A 16144-nucleotide genomic window follows, 5' to 3' on the forward strand; every position below is an offset into this window, starting at 1 on the left:
GCCCAACCGGCGGGTGCGACGTACCCTGGGGGCATGGCACCGACGCCGTCCCCCGTCCAGCGCGCGAGTCCCGCCGAGGCCGCGACCGTCGCGAAGCTCCTGCACGACTTCAACACCGAGTTCGATACCGAGAGTCCGGGCATCCCGGTGCTGACCGAGCGGCTCTCCGAGATGCTGGCGACCGACGGCACGCTCGCCTACCTCGGCGGCGAGCCCGCCCGCGGCGTCGCTCTTCTCACCAGCCGCCCGAACGTCTGGTACGCGACCCCGGTCTGGCTGCTCGACGATCTGTACGTCGAGCCGGAGGTGCGCGGCGAGGGCATCGGCGGCGCGCTCATCGAGCGCATCCTGGCCGACGCCTCCGCCGCGCAGGTCGCGGCGATCGAGATCCTGGTCGACGCGCCCGATGTGGATGCGCAGCGCTTCTACGAGCGTCACGGCTTCCACGGGGTCGAACCGGTGACCGGCGAGCGCGCCTACTACTACGCGCGCGAGCTCGACTGACCGTGGTCTAGAGCACCACGATCAGCGCGATGGCGGTGAAGACCGCGAGCACCAACAGGATGAAGTTCGTCCGCAGGAGCTTGTACTCCTTGTAGCGGATGTGCTCGATGATCGCGAGCACCTGGACGAGCGCCAGCCCCACGGCCGCGGCCACCGAGAGCCACGGCAGGATGCCCGTCAGGCGCGGCAGAATCAGCCCGATCGCTCCCAGCACCTCCACGACGGCGACGAACCGCACGAGCGGCTTGCTCGCGCGCGCCACCCAGGTCATCTGGGTCGACAGCTTCTCGAAGGGGGTGGCGAGCTTCATCGCGCCGGCCATGAGGAAGAGGGCGGCGAGCAGTCCGGAGGTGATCCAGGCGGCGATTTCCATGCGGGGTTTCCTTACGTTTCGTGAGTCAGTTACGGTTAGTAACGAAAGACATTCCTACACGACGCCCTCACCGCACTGCAGGGTGCCTGACGCACACGGAGGTAAGAAATGGCCGAACAGCCGAACGCCGAGCCGACGGCCACCGAGAGCGACGCCCGCGAGATCGACATGGAGCAGGTCTGCGGCCGGGAGCCGCGCGACAGCGCCCCCGTGCGCGCCGTGCTCGACCGCCTGAGCGACAAGTGGAGCCTGCTCGTGATCGCGACGCTCGAACCCGGCACGATGCGCTTCACCGAGCTGCACCGCGCGATTCCGGGCATCTCGCAGCGCATGCTGACCCTCACGCTGCGCACACTCGAACGCGACGGGCTCATCTCGCGGATCAGCTACCCGCAGATCCCGCCCCGCGTGGAGTACACCGTGACCCCGCTCGGCGCCACGCTCATCCCCGCGGCGCTCGGCCTCGTGCGCTGGGCGCACACCCACATCGACGAACTCGAAGCCCACCGCGAGCGGTACGACGCGGAGCACAGCGAGTAGCCGCGCGAGTTCGACCGAGCGCGCGCGGCGGAGCGCCTAGCCGAGCGCGCGCAGACGCGGCGCCAGGTCGCGCTCGAACAGCTCGAGGAAGCGGCGCTGGTCGTGACCGGGCGCGTGGAAGACCAGGTGGTTGAGCCCGGCGTCAACGTACTGCGCGATCTCGGCGACCACCGCGTCGGGATCGTTGCCGACGATCCAGCGCGACGCGATCTGCTCGATCGGCAGCGCATCCGCCGCCTTCTCCATCTCGATCGGGTCGGTGATGTCGTGCTTCTGCTCCTTGCTGAGCGCGAGAGGCGCCCAGAAGCGCGTGTTGTTCAGGGCGGTGTCGTAGTCGGTGTCGTACGAGAGCTTGATCTCGATCATCCGGTCGATCGCATCGAAGGAGCGCTCAGCCTTCGTGGCGCCCTCCTTCACGGCGGGGATGAGCTGCTCCGTGTAGAGGTCCATTCCCTTGCCGGAGGTGCAGATGAAGCCGTCGCCGGCGCGACCGGCGTAGCGCGCCACCATCGGGCCGCCCGCCGCGATGTAGACGGGGATGCCCCCCTCGGGCACGTCGTAGATCGAGGCATCGTGCGTCGAGTAGTACTCGCCCGCGAAGTTGACCCGGTCGCCCGTCCAGAGCTCGCGCATCAGGTCGACGGCCTCGCGCAGGCGCGCGAAGCGCTCCTTGAACTCGGGCCAGTCCTGCTCGCCCGCGCCGCGGAACCCGGTGGCGATCTCGTTGAGCGCCTCCCCCGAGCCGACCCCGAGGAAGATGCGCTCCGGGTAGAGCACGCCCATCGTGGCGAACGCCTGCGCCAGCACGGCCGGGTTGTAGCGGAACGTCGGCGTCATCACGCTCGTGCCGATGCGGATCTTCGACGTGCGCTCCCCGACCGCCGCCATCCAGCTGAGCGAGAACGGCGCGTGCCCGCCTTCGTGCCGCCACGGCTGGAAGTGGTCGCTCACCGCGACGCTCTCCATGCCGTGCGCTTCGGCCGCGACGGCGATCTCCACCAGCTCGCGAGGACCGAATTGTTCGGCCGAGGCCTTGTAGCCGAGGGTGAGCGGAGCCATGGCGTTCCTTTCCGAACAGGTCGAACCTCTAGTCTCGCAGAGTCGCCTCGCGGAAGGATCCTCATGCCAGCCGATCGTTCACTGCATCTGATGAATCGGATGCACCGCCTCCTGCTCGCGGTCACCGGCGGCCGCCTCGGCTGGCGCGCGAGCGGGATGCCGATGCTCGAGCTCACGACGATCGGCCGCTCGAGCGGGCAGCGGCGCGCGACCATGCTGAGCTCGCCGCTGCAGCGCGGCGGCGCGATCCTCGTCGTCGCCTCCCGCGGCGGCGACGACCGGCACCCGGCGTGGTATCTCAACCTCGTCGCGAACCCCGAGGTCGAGGTCGTTTTCACGGGCGGGGAGCCCCAGACGATGCACGCCCGCGTCGCCACACCCGCCGAGCGCGCGGAGCTGTGGCCGATCGTAACCGGAGATCACCGCAACTACGCCGGCTACCAGTCGAGAACGCGTCGCGAGATCCCCTTGGTATGGCTCGAACCCCGCACCTAGAGTCGACCTCACGTCCTTCCAGGCGTACCTCGACACGGTCGAGGCGAAGACCGGCCTCACCCCGCGCGCGCTGATGGAACTCGGCCAGGCGCGCGGCTACGACTCCCCTGACGTGAAGGCGGGCGTCATCCTCGCCTGGCTCGCCGACGAGTACGGGCTCGGTCGCGGGCACGGCATGGCGATGGTGCACGTCATCAAGAACGGGGCGGCGATCAGCGAGGCGCACGTCGGCAGCGGCGGCAGCCATTCGGATCCGAAGAACCACCTCTGGCTCGACGGCGTCGCCACCAAGCCCGAGGGCTACTAGCCCCTGGGCGCGCTCAGCCACCCCAGAACGGTCGGACCACGATCGAGCCGGCTTCGGCCATCGGATGCGCCTGCGCCACGTCGGTCGCCTCGGCGAGGCTGGCGCACTCCAGGATGTCGAAGCCGGCGATGTGCACCGTCGCGTCGGGCGGTCCGTCGCCGACGATCGCGCCATCCGCCTCGCCCGCAAGAATGTCGCCGGTCACCCGCTGTCCGCTCGCGTCGAATCGCGCCACCCAGTCATCCGTTCGGCGACCGAGGTCGTCGCTCGGCTCGAAGTCGGGGCGCGGACAGACGAACATCATGAAACGCATCGCTTGCTCCTTCGAAGGCCTGTGTGAAACGTAGGACGTGCGGTCGTCGCATGCAATGCCCGCCCACGACGCACGAAGGCCCCGGACGCTCACGCGCCCGGGGCCTTCTCTCCGGTGCCACCACCGGAGCTATTCAGTTAGAAGGTGGTGACCAGCGTGTTCGACGCCGACATCAGCGCGACCACGGTCGCGTTGATGATGCCCGCGATGTACGGGTTGCCGGTCGCGCGGTAGATCTTGCGCGAGATGACCGCCGTCACGAACAGGATGACGATGACGGGGAACAGCCAGATGCTGAAGATCCCGCCGAAGCCGTCGATCGTGTAGCCGGTGATCGCGAAGGTCGTGTACTGCGCCACCACGAGCACGATCGGGGCGAGCGAGTTGAACACACCCAGCAGGAGCGTGTTCAGCCACTCCTTGCCGCGAAGCGTCACGCGGTTGAACACGTTGATCGCAACCGAGTTCGCCACGAAGTAGATCAAGAACAGCGGCAGCACGATGAGCGCGTAGCCGATCTTGTCCGCGGGGAACCACTTGATCGCCATGACCCAGAGGCGGAAGTCGGTCTTGAAGAAGTAGTCAAGAACGAAGACCACACCGAAGGCGGCGGTCACGGTGAGCGCAGCGAGGCTGACGCCGTGGAAGAACTTGCCCCAGCCCGGCAGCATGCCGGCCTCGCGCAGGTTCAGGCCGTTCTTGCGACCGAAGGCGACGTAGGAGATCGCCATGATGATCGCGCCCAGCACGCCGTTGATCGCGGCCCACAAGGCGATGAAGAACACCGCGCCCTGCGGGAAGATCGACGGAGCCGAGTTGAAGAACGTGCCGTAGAGCCAGGTCTGCTGGCTGAGCCACACGTAGCTGACGCCCGAGATGACGGCCGACACGGCGAGGCCGCCCCAGAACCACGCGAGACCCTTGCGAGTCGGCGCCGCGATCGCGGGAGCCTCGCTGACCTTGAGCGCCGCGAAGGCGCGCGTGAACAGCATGGCGCGGGTGAAGGCGACCAGGAAGATCCCGAAGCCGACCAGGCCGAGAGCGGTGAAGAACTCCTTGACCTGCCAGACCTGCGAGCCCGAGTCGATGTCCTCCGGTGCGCCGAGCGCCTCGTCGAAGAAGTCGAGGAGGTGTCCGACGGCGCCCGACGAGATCGTCGACCAGGGGTGGGTCTGCGGCATCGAGTAGATGACGCGCATCGCCTCTTCGCCGTCGATCGTCTCGGTGTAGACCTCGCCGGCCTCGCGGACGTCGCCGGCCTCGGCCGGGTCGGTTCCGAAGTGCAGGAACGACTGCGCGTTGGCGGTCGACAGGTACTCCCGCGGCGGGGTCAGAACGGCCCCTTCGGGGCTGTAGCTGCGGAAGAAGAACTCGTCGTACTGAGCGGCGATGACGCCCACATCACGCGAGCCGTAGATGTTCGTGTACGCGAAGTCGGCATCCCAGTACACCGGGTCGTTGTCGACCAGGAGCACGGCGGCGATGAGCTGCTGCTCGGCCTCGTTGTCGATCGGCACCGACCAGTTCGCGGCGCGGGCGCCGTTCGAGTGGCCCGTGACACCGATGCGGTCGACGTCGACGTACGGCAGGTCGGCGATCAGCTTGACCGCGTCGTACATGCCGGTTCCGTTCACCGCGAGCTCGGCCGCGGGCAGCGGGTCCGAGTTGCCGTGCCCGTACATGTCGATCGACATGACGACGTAGCCGCGGCGCGCGAGCTCGACGTAGTTGGCGTCCTGCATCTCGCGGTTGTTCCACCAGCCGTGGCTGACGATGATCGCCGGGGCCTGGTTGTCAGCGGTGGCCGTGTCCGGCTTGAACAGCAGCGCGTTGAGCGTGCGACCGGAGGATGTCTCCCACTGCAGGTCCTTGACGGCGACGGTGCCGCCGGCGGTCTGCACGGCGGAGGCGACGATCGCCGACACCAGCATGACCACGAGTGATAGTGCAAGCCAGAAGCTGTTGCGCTTCAGCAGCCCTTGTTTCATAGGTCTCTAACTCCCTTGTTATGGATGACGCGATCACGCTCGCGTCGGCGGTTGGGGTGTTCCGGTCCGCGGCGGGGTGCACCGCGGTGCGAACCGGTGTCCAGCTCCGACCGTCCTGCGGCAGGCTATTGCCGCGGGACGCCGGACTGGGCATCATTCCAGCGAAGATGCACGAACGTGCACGCAGCGCGGGGTCTGGGGGTCTACGGGGCGGTCGCCGCGTGCACGGCGACGCCGTGGTAGCGCTCGAGTTCGGCCGCGCACTGCTCGATCTCGCGATCGAGCGCGAAGTCATCCCAGCCGAGGATCGGGGCGAGTGCGCGCCCGAGCTCGTCGAGCACGGCGGCGGTCGCGCCGCCCGTGAACGCCAGGCTCGTGCGGCGCAGCACGACATCGGTCAGGTGCACGACGTGCTCACGCCGCACCAGGTACTCAAGCTCGCGCCTCGACAGCGCGCCACCGACGAGCAGGGTGTCGGTCCCTGCATCCATGAAGGCGGCCACGGCGGCGGCCCGCGTGCCGTAGCGCTCGAACAGCACCTCGCGCCGCACCGAGTCGAGCCGCGGCAGGTGCCGACTCATCCACTCGCGGCGCGCCTCCGGCGAGGTCGGGTAATCCGCCCCGCCGCCGATCGGCACCCCCACGGTCGAGCCGGAGCGCGGGCGGTCGATCACCTCAAGGGCGCGGTCGGCGAGTTCGGCGCCGAGCGCCCGGAAGGTCGTCCACTTGCCGCCGACCAGGCTCAGCACGGGCGGACGATTCTCCACCTGGTCGAGCGCCACGTGGTAGTCGCGCGACACGAATCCCGGTGCGAGATCGCCGTGGTTGGGAAGCGGTCGGATGCCCGAGTAGCGGAACACGATGTCGGAGCGATCGACCGCGACGCCGGGGAAGACGTGACCGATCAGGTCGAAGAAGTAGTCGACCTCCTCCTCGGTGCACACGGCGCGCTCGCGAGGATCCGCCTCGATGTCGGTCGTGCCGACGAGCACGCGGCCCTTGAGGGGGTAGATCAGCACGATGCGCCCGTCGGAGTGCTCGAAGAAGATCTCATTGCCGTGGGTCGCGGCGAGCAGTTCGGGGTTGTCGAGCACGATGTGCGAGCCCTTGGTTCCGCCCATCAGCTCGGTGGAGCGCCCGAAGGCGTCGTTGGTGAGGTCCGTCCAGGGCCCCGACGCGTTGACGACGACATCGGCGGCAATCGTGAACTCCTCGCCGGTCTCCTGGTCGCGCAGCCGCACGCCGTTGGCGCCCAGGCCGATCGCCTCGACGTAGTTGACGGCGTGCGCGCGCTTGTGCGCCGCGACGCCGTCCAGGAGCACGTCGAGGGCCAGTCGCTCCGGGTCGTGCACCGAGGCGTCGTAGTACGTCGCCGTGTACTTGACGCGCGGGTCGAGCTCGGGGAATGCGGCACGCGAGGCGTCGCGGCCGAGGAATCTGTGACGCGGCACGCTGCCGCCGTCGCGTGAGAACAGGTCGTAGATCATCATCCCGACCTTGATGAGCGCCGCCCCGCGCTCCTGCGGTCGGCCCGAGCCGTGACGCAGGAAGCGCAGCGGCGCCGAGAGGATGCCCGAGAAGGTCGAGAAGATCGGGATCGTGGTCTGCAGGGGCCGCACGAAGTGGGGCGCGATCTTGAGCAGCGAGTTGCGCTCCTGCACGGACTCGCGCACCAGCCGGAACTCGCCGTTCTCGAGGTAGCGCACGCCGCCGTGGATCATGTGGCTGGAGGCCGCGGTGGCGCCGGAGGCGAAGTCGGAGCGCTCGACGAGCACGACATCGACCCCCTGCATCGCCAGATCGCGGAACGTCGCAATGCCGTTGATCCCGCCCCCGACGATCAGGACGCTCGTGCGGCCGGCGGCTCGCAGAGAGGTGACGGCGGAGCGTTCGGGTGTGGGCACGTGCTTCATTGCGATCCTCGTCCTCGGAGTGTGGGCACTGTCGTCGTCTATCGTGGGAACCCGAGCACATTCGCGCAAGCCGCGTGAACGGATGTGCAGAACCGGGAAGGATCGCCATGCCAGCACAGTCGGCGGAGGACCTCAAAGTGCGCGCCGCGCTCACCGCGGCCCAGATGTACTACCTGCAGAACCTCACGATGGACGCCATCGCGCGCGAGCTGAAGACCTCGCGATCCTCGGTCTCCCGACTGCTCGCCCACGCCCGCGACACCGGCCTGGTCGACATCCAGATCAACTCGCCCCTGGAGCGCGGCGGGCAGCTCGAGCAGGAGATCGCGCGGCGCTTCAAGGTGACGACCCACGTCGTCCCGATCCCCGAGACCACGAGCGACGTCGACCGCCTGGAACGCGTCGGCATGACCGCCGCACGACTGCTGAACCGCTACGTCGACTCCAACATGACGGTCGGCGTGGCCTGGGGATCGACGCTGAGCGCCATCAGCCGGCACCTGGTGCGCAAAGAGACGCACAACACCGTGATCGTGCAGCTGAACGGCGCCGGCAACACGCAGACCACCGGCATCGACTATGCCAGCGAGATCCTGCAGCGCTTCGGGTCGACGTTCTCGGCGCAGATCCAGCAGTTCCCCGTGCCGGCCTTCTTCGACGACCCGCGCACCAAGGAGGCGCTGTGGCGCGAGCGCAGCACCAAGCGCGTGCTCGAGATCCAGTCCCGCATGGACGTCGCCGTCTTCGGCCTCGGATCCCCGTTCGCCGAGGTGCCGAGCCACGTCTACATCGGCGGCTATCTGGACTCCCAGGACTACCGCTCGCTCAGCGCCGACAAGGTCGTGGGCGACGTCGCGACTGTCTTCTACCGCCAGGACGGCAGCTGGAAGGATGTGGCGCTCAACGCCCGCGGAACCGGGGTGCACTTCGATCGGCTGCGCCGCGTCGCGCGACGCGTGTGCGTCGTCTCCGGCTCGCAGAAGCTCGCAAGTCTGCGCGGGGCGCTCGCCGCGCAGCTCATGACCGACCTCGTGATCGACGAAGGCCTCGCCCGTCGACTCGTCGGTGATGCGTAGTCGCTGCACATCCGTGCACCAGGTGGTGCACAGATTCCGACATGGGTAGTTTGGCCCCAACGCTCGCTCGCGCCAGCACTCGCAGACAAAGGAGTTTCCGCCGCATGTCGTACATCGTCGCCCTGGACCAGGGCACCACGAGCACCCGCGCCATCGTGTTCGATCACGCCGGCCGCGTCGTCTCCAGCGGACAGCGCGAGCACGAGCAGATCTTTCCCCGGGCCGGCTGGGTCGAGCACGACGCCGCCGAGATCTGGACGAACACGCGCGAAGTCATCGGCATCGCCCTCTCGAAGGCCGACATCACGCGCCACGACATCTCCGCGGTCGGCATCACCAACCAGCGCGAGACCGCCGTCGTGTGGGAGCGCAAGACCGGCAAGCCGATCCACAACGCGATCGTCTGGCAGGACACCCGCACCCAGGACCTCGTCGACGCCCTCGCCGCCGACGGCGGCACCGACCGGTTCAAGAAGCAGACCGGGCTGCCCCTGGCGACCTACTTCTCGGCGACCAAGATCGCCTGGATCCTCGACAACGTGGACGGTGCCCGTGCGCGCGCCGAGACCGGCGAGCTGCTGTTCGGCACGACCGACAGCTGGCTGCTCTGGAACCTCACCGGCGGACCCGACGGCGGCGTGCACGCCACCGACGTGACGAACGCCAGCCGCACGCTCCTGATGGATCTCGAGACGCTTTCCTGGAGCGACGAGCTGCTCGAGGCTTTCAACATCCCGCGCGCGATGCTGCCCGAGATCCGCTCCTCCTCCGAGGTGTACGGCGACGTCGAGGAGTCGAGCCTGCTGCGCGGGGTGCCGATCGCCGGCATCCTGGGCGACCAGCAGGCCGCCACCTTCGGCCAGGCGGCGTTCGAGCGCGGCGAGTCGAAGAACACCTACGGCACCGGCAACTTCCTGATCGTCGGCACCGGCGACGAGATCGTCAACTCGACGCACGGACTCATCACGACGGTCGCCTACCGCCTCGGCGACGAGGCCCCGCGCTACGCCCTCGAAGGGTCGATCGCGGTGACCGGCTCGCTCGTGCAGTGGCTGCGCGACAACCTGGGACTCATCTCCTCCGCGCCGGAGGTGGAGACGCTCGCGGCCAGCGTCGAGGACAACGGCGGCGTGTACTTCGTTCCCGCCTTCTCCGGGCTGTTCGCCCCCTACTGGCGTCCGGACGCCCGCGGCGCGATCGTCGGACTCACCCGCTACGTCAACAAGGGCCACATCGCGCGCGCGGCGCTCGAGGCGACCGGGTTCCAGACCCGCGAGGTGCTCGACGCGGCCAACGCCGACACCGGGGTCCCGCTGACCGAGCTGAAGGTCGACGGCGGCATGGTGGCCAACGAAGCGCTCATGCAGTTCCAGGCCGACATCCTCGGCGTTCCGGTGATCCGTCCCGTCGTCGCCGAGACCACCGCGCTCGGGGCCGCCTACGCGGCCGGGCTCGCCGTCGAGTTCTGGAAGGACCTCGACGAGCTTCGCACGCTCTGGCAGGAGGACAAGCGCTGGGAGCCGGCGATGGAGGAGCCCGAGCGCGCGCGCCGGCTCGCCGAGTGGCACAAGGCCGTCACCCGCACCTTCGACTGGGTCGACCCCGCCTCGGCGTAGCGGCCGCGGGCGCTACTCGCGCTCGGACTGCAGGAAGTCGGCGACGGCGCGCGGCACGTACGGCGCGACGTCGCCGCCGAGCGCCGCCACCTGGCGCACGAGCGAGCTCGACACGTGCGCGTGGGCGGGGTCGGGCAGCAGGAACACCGTCTCGACGCCGGCGAGGTTGCGGTTGACGATCGCCATCGGCGTCTCGTACGCCACGTCGACCTGCGAGCGGATGCCCTTCACGAGCACGCTCGCCCCGACATCGGTGCAGTAGTCGACGAGCAGCCCGACGCTCCAGCTGGTGACGAGGATGTTCCCCGTCAGCTCGGCCTCGGCGATCGACTCCTGAATCAGGGAGACGCGCTGCGCGATCGGCAGCAGGGCCGCTTTGTCGGGGTTGTGCACGACGAGGACGTGCACTTCGTCGAACATGTTCGCCGCACGCTCGATCACGTCGATGTGCCCCAGCGTGACCGGATCGAATGAGCCCGGGACGACCGCGATGCGCTTCATGCGTCACACCCTAGCCGGTCGCCGTGACCTGTTCGTGACCGACTACGACTTCGCGAGGAACGCGCGCTCGGCATCGTCGAGCCGCCGGGCGAGCGCGGCGGCGAGCGCCGGCTGCCCCTGCAGGGTCGGATCCGCCTCCAGCACCTCGGATGCCAGCTCCCGCGCCTCGGCGATGAGGTCGCCGTCGCGTGCGACGCGCAGCAGCTTCAGCGACGAGCGTCCGCCGGACTGCGCCCGACCGAGCACGTCGCCCTCGCGGCGCAGCTCGAGGTCGACCTGCGCCAGCTCGAAGCCGTCGATGGTCGCAGCGACCGCCGCGACGCGCTCCAGCGCGATCGACTCCGGCTCGGCGTGCGTGACGAAGAGTGCCAGCCCGGGAACGCCGCCGCGACCCACCCGGCCGCGCAGCTGGTGCAGCTGCGCCACCCCGAAGCGGTCGGCGTCGAGCACGACCATGGTGGAGGCGTTCGGCACATCGACACCGACCTCGATCACCGTCGTCGCGACGAGCACGTCGATCTCGCCCGCGGCGAAGGCGCGCATCGTGGCGTCCTTCTGCTCACTCGACATGCGCCCGTGCAGCGGTTCGATGCGGCGCCCTGCCAGCGCCGGATGCGTCCGGAGCTCGGCCAGCACCGTCTCCACCGCGGCGGGCGGGCGAGGCGACGCTCCCTCCGCAGAGGCCTGCGCATCGGCTGCCTCCACCGGCTGCTCCTCGACCTCGGTCGCGTCAATGGCCGGACACACCACGAAGCCCTGACGGCCCTGCGCGAGCTCCTCGGCGAGCCGCTGCCAGATCCGCTGCTCCCACTGCGGATGCTCGGCGAGCGCCACCAGGTGGCTCGCGATCGGCGTGCGCCCGGCGGGGAGCTCGCGGATCGTCGAGACGTCGAGATCGCCGAATACCGTCATCGCCACGGTGCGCGGAATCGGCGTCGCCGTCAGCACGAGCACGTGCGGGCTGCGTCCCTTCAGGCGCAGCGCCTCGCGCTGGTCGACCCCGAAGCGGTGCTGCTCATCGACCACCACCAGGCCGAGGTCGGCGAACTGGACGGTGTCGCCGATCAGCGCGTGCGTGCCCACGACGATCCCGGCGCTTCCGGAGGCCGCGGCCAGCAGCGCGCGCTTGCGGTCGGCGGCGGGCAGCTGACCGGTCAGCAGGATCGGCCGCACCCGGGCCGCCAGGTCGGGGCCGAGACTCGCCACGATCGAGCGCAGGTGCTGCGCCGCGAGCACCTCGGTGGGGGCGAGGAACGCCGCCTGCCCGCCCGCGTCGACCACGGTCAGCATCGCCCGCAGCGCCACGAGCGTCTTGCCGGAGCCGACCTCGCCCTGCACGAGACGATTCATCGGGATGCCCGCCGCCAGCTCCGCCTGGATCTCCGCGCCGACGGCGCGCTGATCGCCGGTCAGCTCGAACGGCAGCGCTGCCTCGAACTCGGCCACCCGCGGTCCCGGCTCGCGCGGCGTCGCCGCCTCGGCTCGCCTCTCGGCGCGCTGGGCGAGCAGCGCCGCCTGCAGCACGAAGGCCTCCTGGAAGCGCAGCGCATCCTGCGCCGCCCGCCACTCGGCGTCGGTGCTCGGCCGGTGCACCAGCTCGAGCGCCCGGCGGAAGGTCAGCAGTCTGCGGGACTCGCGCACCGACGCCGGCACCGGGTCGTCGAGCTCAGGAAGGGTGTCGAGAATGACGCCGAGCGCGCGCTGCAGCTGCCAGCTCGCGAGCGTCGAGGTCGCGGGATACAGCGGGATGGGCTGCTCCGCCCACGCACGTGCGTGCTGCTCGGCGCCCGCGGTCGTCGTCGCGAGCGCGCCGCCGGCGGCATCCGCCTCCTCGAACAGCTCGTAGTCGGGGTGGGCAAGCTGCCGCGCCCCGCGGTACTCCCCCACCTTGCCGGCGAAGATGCCGCGCGCCCCGGGCTGCAGCTCCTTCGCGCGCCAGCCCTGGTTGAAGAAGGTGAGGGTGAGGTGGCTGCGACCGTCGCTGATCACCACCTCGAGGATGCTGCCCTTGCGGTTGCGCATCGAGCGCTCCTGCACGCTGCGCACCTCGGCCACGATGGTGACCGACTCGTCGAGGGCGAGCTCGCTGATCGCCGTCAGCTCGCCGCGGCGGGCATATCGCCGCGGGTAGTGGGCCAGGAACTCGCCGACCGTGCGATACCCGAAGGCCTTCTCGAGCGCCTTCGCGGTGCGGTCGCCGAGCACCGCCACCAGCCGCTGCTCCAGCGGGTCCGCTCCCGACGCATCCACGCTTCGAGGCTACCGGCGCCCGCCGACCCGCACCCCCGAAAACATGGTGCCAATTGAGCTTGGCGCCAAGCTGAATTGGCACCATCGAAATGGGAGGGGGCCGCGCCGGTAGCGTGGGGGCATGACGCGCATCATCGCGGGGTTCGCGGGGAGCCTTCGGCTGACGGTTCCGACGAGCGGCACCCGCCCCACCAGCGACCGGGTGCGCGAGGCGATCTTCTCGGCGCTCGAGGCGCGGGATGCCCTCGACGGCGCCCAGGTGCTCGATCTGTTCGCCGGCTCCGGTGCGCTCGGCCTCGAGGCGGCCAGCCGCGGCGCCCGCCGCGTCGTGCTGGTCGACAAGTCGCCCGCCGCGACGCGCGTGATGCGGGCCAATGCGGCGACCATCACGCGGGCCGCGCCGCGCGGCGAGAGCCCCGAGATCACGGTGTCGAGCCAGTCGGTCACCGCCTATCTCGTGGGCGCCGCGGCGTCGTTCGATCTGGTGTTCATCGATCCGCCGTACGAGCTCGACAACGCGGCCCTGCGACATGACCTCGAACTGCTCGCCCCGCGCCTCGCACCCGACGCGATCGTCGTGATCGAGCGCTCGGCCCGCGACCCGGAACCGGAGTGGCCCAGCGGGTTCGAGCTCGAACGGCAGAAGAACTACGGCGAGACCGCCCTCTACTGGGTCAGTCGCGCCGACGATCCAGCGGCGCCGCGATCCGCCTGAGCTGATCGATCTCGGCCCCGAGCGCCGCCACGGCGTCGGCTGCGGGGAGCTGCGGCCAGGTCATCTTCACCCCGACAAAGCCCTCACCCTGCGCGGCCTCAACGGCAGCCGTGATGCGTTCCGCCGTCAGGATCGACGCGGGCTCCGTCAGCTCGGAGGGGAGGTGACCGTCGGCGAAAGGCGCGCCCCATCCGCTGCTCTCGTCGCTCACCCCGGAGAACATCACCCCCGCCAGCAGTCCGGCGTCGCGCACCTCGTCGATGTGCCGGCGAACGAGATCCCCGTCCCGCAGCTCGATCGCCGAACGGCCCCAGTTCAACGCGATCCGGATCGGCACCGCGGCATCTCGGATCGCCGCAACCTCGGAGCTGAGCGGCCCGAACCCCTTCGCCGGCTCGTGCGAGGGCATCAGTGCGTCCACATGCTCGAGCATCAGCTCGGCGCCCTCCCATTCCCAGCCGGCGATCTCGGCGAGCGAGGCGGCGAGTGCCTCCGCGGACCATGTCTCGCGACGCGGTGCCGCATGCACCATCACGCCGCGCACCATCCGGCGGCCAACGGAGTCATGAAGCTTCGCGACGGCATCGCGCAGTTCGGCCACGGTCGCAAGGCCGCGGGTCCGCTGCTCCGAGTCGCTCGCGGCGATGCCAGCACCCGAACGGAACTCGGCCACCACGCGCGGCATCGTCGTCACGACCACCTCGCGCTGCTCGCCGAGCGCGTCCACCCACGGCAGGTCCCCCCAGCCACTGGAGAGCCAGGCGACCTCCCACGGATCTTGCTCGGGCAGTTCGCTCGCGGCGCGCAGGATCTCGCGCACCTCGTCAGGCGACCGACGACCCGCGAGCGGATACACACTCACCATGAACGTCACGAGAACCCACCGATCTGTCATGCGCCCGCACCGGGCCCGAAGCGATCCTATGCACGCCGCACCCGCAACGGCTCAGCCCGAGGCGCCGTCCCAGTCGGCGTAGGGATCCCAGCCGCCGCGCTCGTCGAGCGCCTCGCCGTCGAGGGTGACGCCGTCGCCGTCCACGACGGAGCCGATCGCGCGGAACCCGCCGGGCAGGCGCGCGCCCGGGGGGAACGTCGCCAGCAGGGCGTGATCCTCGCCGCCGTGCAGCACCCGCTCCAGCGCCACGACCCCGGTGTCGAGGTCGGCGGCGCGGAAGTCGATCCGCACCCCGGAGGCACGCGCGATGCGGCGCGCGTCGAGCACGAGGCCGTCGCTCACATCGAGCATCGCCGTCGCTCCGGCATCCGCCGCCAGCGCACCGTCGCCGATCGGCGAGCGCGGAGTGAGCTGCGCATCCAGCACCGCATCGAACTCGGGGCGCAGCGCGGTCGCCGCGGCGGAACTCGGCTCGCCCTCGGCATCCACCCCGCGCTCGAAGAGCAGCCGGATGCCCGCCCCGGCGAGCCCCAGCGCACCGCTCACCGCGACCACGTCGCCCGGTCGCGCGCCCGAGCGCAGCACCGGCGCGCGCCCGTCGAGGCTGCCGAAGGCGGTGATCGCGAGCGTCAGCGAGTCCGCGACCGAGAGGTCTCCCCCGACGACCCCGCAGCCGGGCGCGAGCGCGTCGCACGCCTCCCGGAAGCCGTCAGCCAGCTCCTCCAGCTCGGTCACGGGGGTGTCGGCCGGCGCGATGAGCGCCACCAGCAGGGCCGTCGGGCGCGCGCCCATCGCCGCGACATCGGACAGGTTCGTCACCGCCGCCTTCCAGCCCAGCTGGAACGGCCCCGACCAGGCGCGGCGGAAGTCCGGCCCCTGCACCATCGTGTCGGTGGTGATGACGATGCGCCCGTCCGGCACCCCGAGCACGGCGGCATCATCGCCCGGCCCGACCAGGGTCGACTCCGCCTCGGGCAGGCGCGGAAACAGGCGCTGCAGCACCGCGATCTCGCCGACCGAGCCGAGAGTGTCCATCTGCCCACGCTAGCCTGAACGGGATGTCTTCACGCCGCTCTCGCGCGCTCGGTTTCGCGCTCCTTCTTCCGCTGCTCGTCGCGCTGAGCGGCTGCGCCACCACGGTCAGCCTCGACGCGGCCCCGGATGCGAACAACCCCGACTGCGCCAACGTCACGGTCCGTCTGCCCGACACCGTCGGCACGCTCGACGCGCTCGAGACCGACGCCCAGGCGACCGGCGCCTGGGGGGATCCGGTCGCCGTCATCCTGCGCTGCGGCGTCGAGGTGCCGGGCCCGTCGACGCAGTTGTGCATCGAGATCCCGGGCACGGGCATCTCGTGGCTGCTCGACGACTCGGATGCCCCCAACTACCGCTACACCAGCTACGGGCGCGACCCCGCCGTCTCGGTCGCCGTCAACACCGAGATCATCAGCGCGGGCGTCGCCCTCGACGACCTCGCCAATGCGGTCTCGTTCACCCCGCTGAACGGCCGCGAGTGCACCGGCTTCGCCGACACCGTCACCGGTGACGACCTCGACGCCGAGCTCGATGACGAACCGACACCCGTGCCCACGCCGTAGG

17 protein-coding genes are annotated in these 16144 nt (G+C 70.1%); 8 read left to right on the forward strand and 9 right to left on the reverse strand.

What is annotated here, in order from left to right:
- Window positions 1-33 precede the first annotated feature (33 nt).
- Entirely contained in the window at window positions 34-504 is a 471-nt protein-coding gene (locus ACR3ZA_RS04325; RefSeq protein ID WP_473660510.1) for a GNAT family N-acetyltransferase, read from the forward strand.
- Between the two features lie 7 nt (window positions 505-511).
- Here ACR3ZA_RS04325 and ACR3ZA_RS04330 read toward each other — a convergent pair whose 3' ends face one another.
- A complete protein-coding gene (locus ACR3ZA_RS04330; protein WP_473660512.1) occupies window positions 512-877 on the reverse strand; it encodes a DoxX family protein in 366 nt (121 codons plus the stop codon).
- A gap of 108 nt (window positions 878-985) precedes the next feature.
- Here ACR3ZA_RS04330 and ACR3ZA_RS04335 point away from each other — a divergent pair, with 108 nt between their 5' ends.
- Window positions 986-1417, forward strand: a complete 432-nt coding sequence (locus tag ACR3ZA_RS04335) for a winged helix-turn-helix transcriptional regulator (protein ID WP_473660514.1) — start codon at window positions 986-988, stop codon at window positions 1415-1417.
- Between the two features lie 36 nt (window positions 1418-1453).
- Here the strand turns inward: ACR3ZA_RS04335 and fgd are convergent, their stop codons facing one another.
- Window positions 1454-2476: a glucose-6-phosphate dehydrogenase (coenzyme-F420) gene (gene fgd / locus ACR3ZA_RS04340; protein WP_473660516.1), complete on the reverse strand. Its 1023-nt coding sequence runs from the start codon at window positions 2474-2476 to the stop codon at window positions 1454-1456.
- A gap of 63 nt (window positions 2477-2539) precedes the next feature.
- Here fgd and ACR3ZA_RS04345 point away from each other — a divergent pair, with 63 nt between their 5' ends.
- Both ACR3ZA_RS04345 and ACR3ZA_RS04350 read left to right on the forward strand, forming a co-directional pair.
- Window positions 2540-2971, forward strand: coding sequence for a nitroreductase/quinone reductase family protein (locus ACR3ZA_RS04345; protein ID WP_473660518.1), 432 nt, complete (start codon window positions 2540-2542; stop codon window positions 2969-2971).
- A gap of 73 nt (window positions 2972-3044) precedes the next feature.
- Window positions 3045-3278, forward strand: coding sequence for a DUF4287 domain-containing protein (locus ACR3ZA_RS04350; RefSeq protein ID WP_473660520.1), 234 nt, complete (start codon window positions 3045-3047; stop codon window positions 3276-3278).
- A gap of 13 nt (window positions 3279-3291) precedes the next feature.
- On the opposite strand, the gene ACR3ZA_RS04355 is transcribed toward ACR3ZA_RS04350, so the two are convergent.
- From ACR3ZA_RS04355 to ACR3ZA_RS04365, 3 genes are all read right to left on the reverse strand, one after another.
- Window positions 3292-3591, reverse strand: coding sequence for a YciI family protein (locus tag ACR3ZA_RS04355; RefSeq protein ID WP_473660521.1), 300 nt, complete (start codon window positions 3589-3591; stop codon window positions 3292-3294).
- 137 nt (window positions 3592-3728) lie between these two features.
- A complete protein-coding gene (locus ACR3ZA_RS04360; protein WP_473660523.1) occupies window positions 3729-5579 on the reverse strand; it encodes a dienelactone hydrolase family protein in 1851 nt (616 codons plus the stop codon).
- A gap of 203 nt (window positions 5580-5782) precedes the next feature.
- Entirely contained in the window at window positions 5783-7492 is a 1710-nt protein-coding gene (locus ACR3ZA_RS04365) for an FAD-dependent oxidoreductase (protein ID WP_473660525.1), read from the reverse strand.
- Between the two features lie 107 nt (window positions 7493-7599).
- Here ACR3ZA_RS04365 and ACR3ZA_RS04370 point away from each other — a divergent pair, with 107 nt between their 5' ends.
- Window positions 7600-8568 (forward strand): sugar-binding domain-containing protein, encoded by a 969-nt coding sequence (locus tag ACR3ZA_RS04370; protein ID WP_473660527.1) that lies wholly within the window; start codon window positions 7600-7602, stop codon window positions 8566-8568.
- A gap of 104 nt (window positions 8569-8672) precedes the next feature.
- Window positions 8673-10184 carry a glycerol kinase GlpK gene (gene glpK, locus ACR3ZA_RS04375; RefSeq protein WP_473660529.1) on the forward strand — a complete coding sequence of 504 codons (1512 nt, stop codon included), beginning with the start codon at window positions 8673-8675 and terminating at the stop codon, window positions 10182-10184.
- 12 nt (window positions 10185-10196) lie between these two features.
- Here the strand turns inward: glpK and coaD are convergent, their stop codons facing one another.
- Together coaD and ACR3ZA_RS04385 are read right to left on the reverse strand one after the other, a co-directional pair.
- The gene (gene coaD, locus ACR3ZA_RS04380) at window positions 10197-10685 is read right to left on the reverse strand and encodes a pantetheine-phosphate adenylyltransferase (protein ID WP_473660531.1); all 489 of its coding nucleotides are present in this window, start codon (window positions 10683-10685) and stop codon (window positions 10197-10199) included.
- A gap of 42 nt (window positions 10686-10727) precedes the next feature.
- Window positions 10728-12935 carry a DEAD/DEAH box helicase gene (locus ACR3ZA_RS04385; RefSeq protein WP_473660533.1) on the reverse strand — a complete coding sequence of 736 codons (2208 nt, stop codon included), beginning with the start codon at window positions 12933-12935 and terminating at the stop codon, window positions 10728-10730.
- A gap of 121 nt (window positions 12936-13056) precedes the next feature.
- Between ACR3ZA_RS04385 and rsmD the strand changes: the two genes are divergently transcribed.
- The gene (gene rsmD, locus ACR3ZA_RS04390) at window positions 13057-13650 is read left to right on the forward strand and encodes a 16S rRNA (guanine(966)-N(2))-methyltransferase RsmD (protein ID WP_473660535.1); all 594 of its coding nucleotides are present in this window, start codon (window positions 13057-13059) and stop codon (window positions 13648-13650) included.
- Here rsmD and ACR3ZA_RS04395 read toward each other — a convergent pair.
- Window positions 13610-14545: a DUF4862 family protein gene (locus ACR3ZA_RS04395; protein WP_473660537.1), complete on the reverse strand. Its 936-nt coding sequence runs from the start codon at window positions 14543-14545 to the stop codon at window positions 13610-13612. The genes rsmD and ACR3ZA_RS04395 overlap by 41 nt on opposite strands.
- Window positions 14546-14596: 51 nt before the next feature.
- Window positions 14597-15580, reverse strand: a complete 984-nt coding sequence (locus ACR3ZA_RS04400) for a thiamine-phosphate kinase (protein ID WP_473660539.1) — start codon at window positions 15578-15580, stop codon at window positions 14597-14599.
- A 23-nt stretch (window positions 15581-15603) separates the two neighbouring features.
- On the opposite strand from ACR3ZA_RS04400, the gene ACR3ZA_RS04405 reads away from it, so the two are divergent.
- Complete coding sequence (locus ACR3ZA_RS04405; RefSeq protein ID WP_473660541.1) at window positions 15604-16143, forward strand: DUF3515 family protein; 540 nt, start codon at window positions 15604-15606, stop codon at window positions 16141-16143.
- The last annotated feature ends 1 nt before the right edge of the window (window position 16144 follow it).

The organism is Herbiconiux sp. J20-20, assembly GCF_057365085.1.

Coding starts and splice junctions, on each gene's coding strand:
- ACR3ZA_RS04325 (WP_473660510.1), top strand. CDS start 34: ATGGCACCGACGCCGTCCCCCGTCCAGCGCGCGAGTCCCGCCGAGGCC.
- ACR3ZA_RS04330 (WP_473660512.1), bottom strand. CDS start 877: ATGGAAATCGCCGCCTGGATCACCTCCGGACTGCTCGCCGCCCTCTTC.
- ACR3ZA_RS04335 (WP_473660514.1), top strand. CDS start 986: ATGGCCGAACAGCCGAACGCCGAGCCGACGGCCACCGAGAGCGACGCC.
- fgd (WP_473660516.1), bottom strand. CDS start 2,476: ATGGCTCCGCTCACCCTCGGCTACAAGGCCTCGGCCGAACAATTCGGT.
- ACR3ZA_RS04345 (WP_473660518.1), top strand. CDS start 2,540: ATGCCAGCCGATCGTTCACTGCATCTGATGAATCGGATGCACCGCCTC.
- ACR3ZA_RS04350 (WP_473660520.1), top strand. CDS start 3,045: ATGGAACTCGGCCAGGCGCGCGGCTACGACTCCCCTGACGTGAAGGCG.
- ACR3ZA_RS04355 (WP_473660521.1), bottom strand. CDS start 3,591: ATGCGTTTCATGATGTTCGTCTGTCCGCGCCCCGACTTCGAGCCGAGC.
- ACR3ZA_RS04360 (WP_473660523.1), bottom strand. CDS start 5,579: ATGAAACAAGGGCTGCTGAAGCGCAACAGCTTCTGGCTTGCACTATCA.
- ACR3ZA_RS04365 (WP_473660525.1), bottom strand. CDS start 7,492: ATGAAGCACGTGCCCACACCCGAACGCTCCGCCGTCACCTCTCTGCGA.
- ACR3ZA_RS04370 (WP_473660527.1), top strand. CDS start 7,600: ATGCCAGCACAGTCGGCGGAGGACCTCAAAGTGCGCGCCGCGCTCACC.
- glpK (WP_473660529.1), top strand. CDS start 8,673: ATGTCGTACATCGTCGCCCTGGACCAGGGCACCACGAGCACCCGCGCC.
- coaD (WP_473660531.1), bottom strand. CDS start 10,685: ATGAAGCGCATCGCGGTCGTCCCGGGCTCATTCGATCCGGTCACGCTG.
- rsmD (WP_473660535.1), top strand. CDS start 13,057: ATGACGCGCATCATCGCGGGGTTCGCGGGGAGCCTTCGGCTGACGGTT.
- ACR3ZA_RS04395 (WP_473660537.1), bottom strand. CDS start 14,545: ATGACAGATCGGTGGGTTCTCGTGACGTTCATGGTGAGTGTGTATCCG.
- ACR3ZA_RS04400 (WP_473660539.1), bottom strand. CDS start 15,580: ATGGACACTCTCGGCTCGGTCGGCGAGATCGCGGTGCTGCAGCGCCTG.
- ACR3ZA_RS04405 (WP_473660541.1), top strand. CDS start 15,604: ATGTCTTCACGCCGCTCTCGCGCGCTCGGTTTCGCGCTCCTTCTTCCG.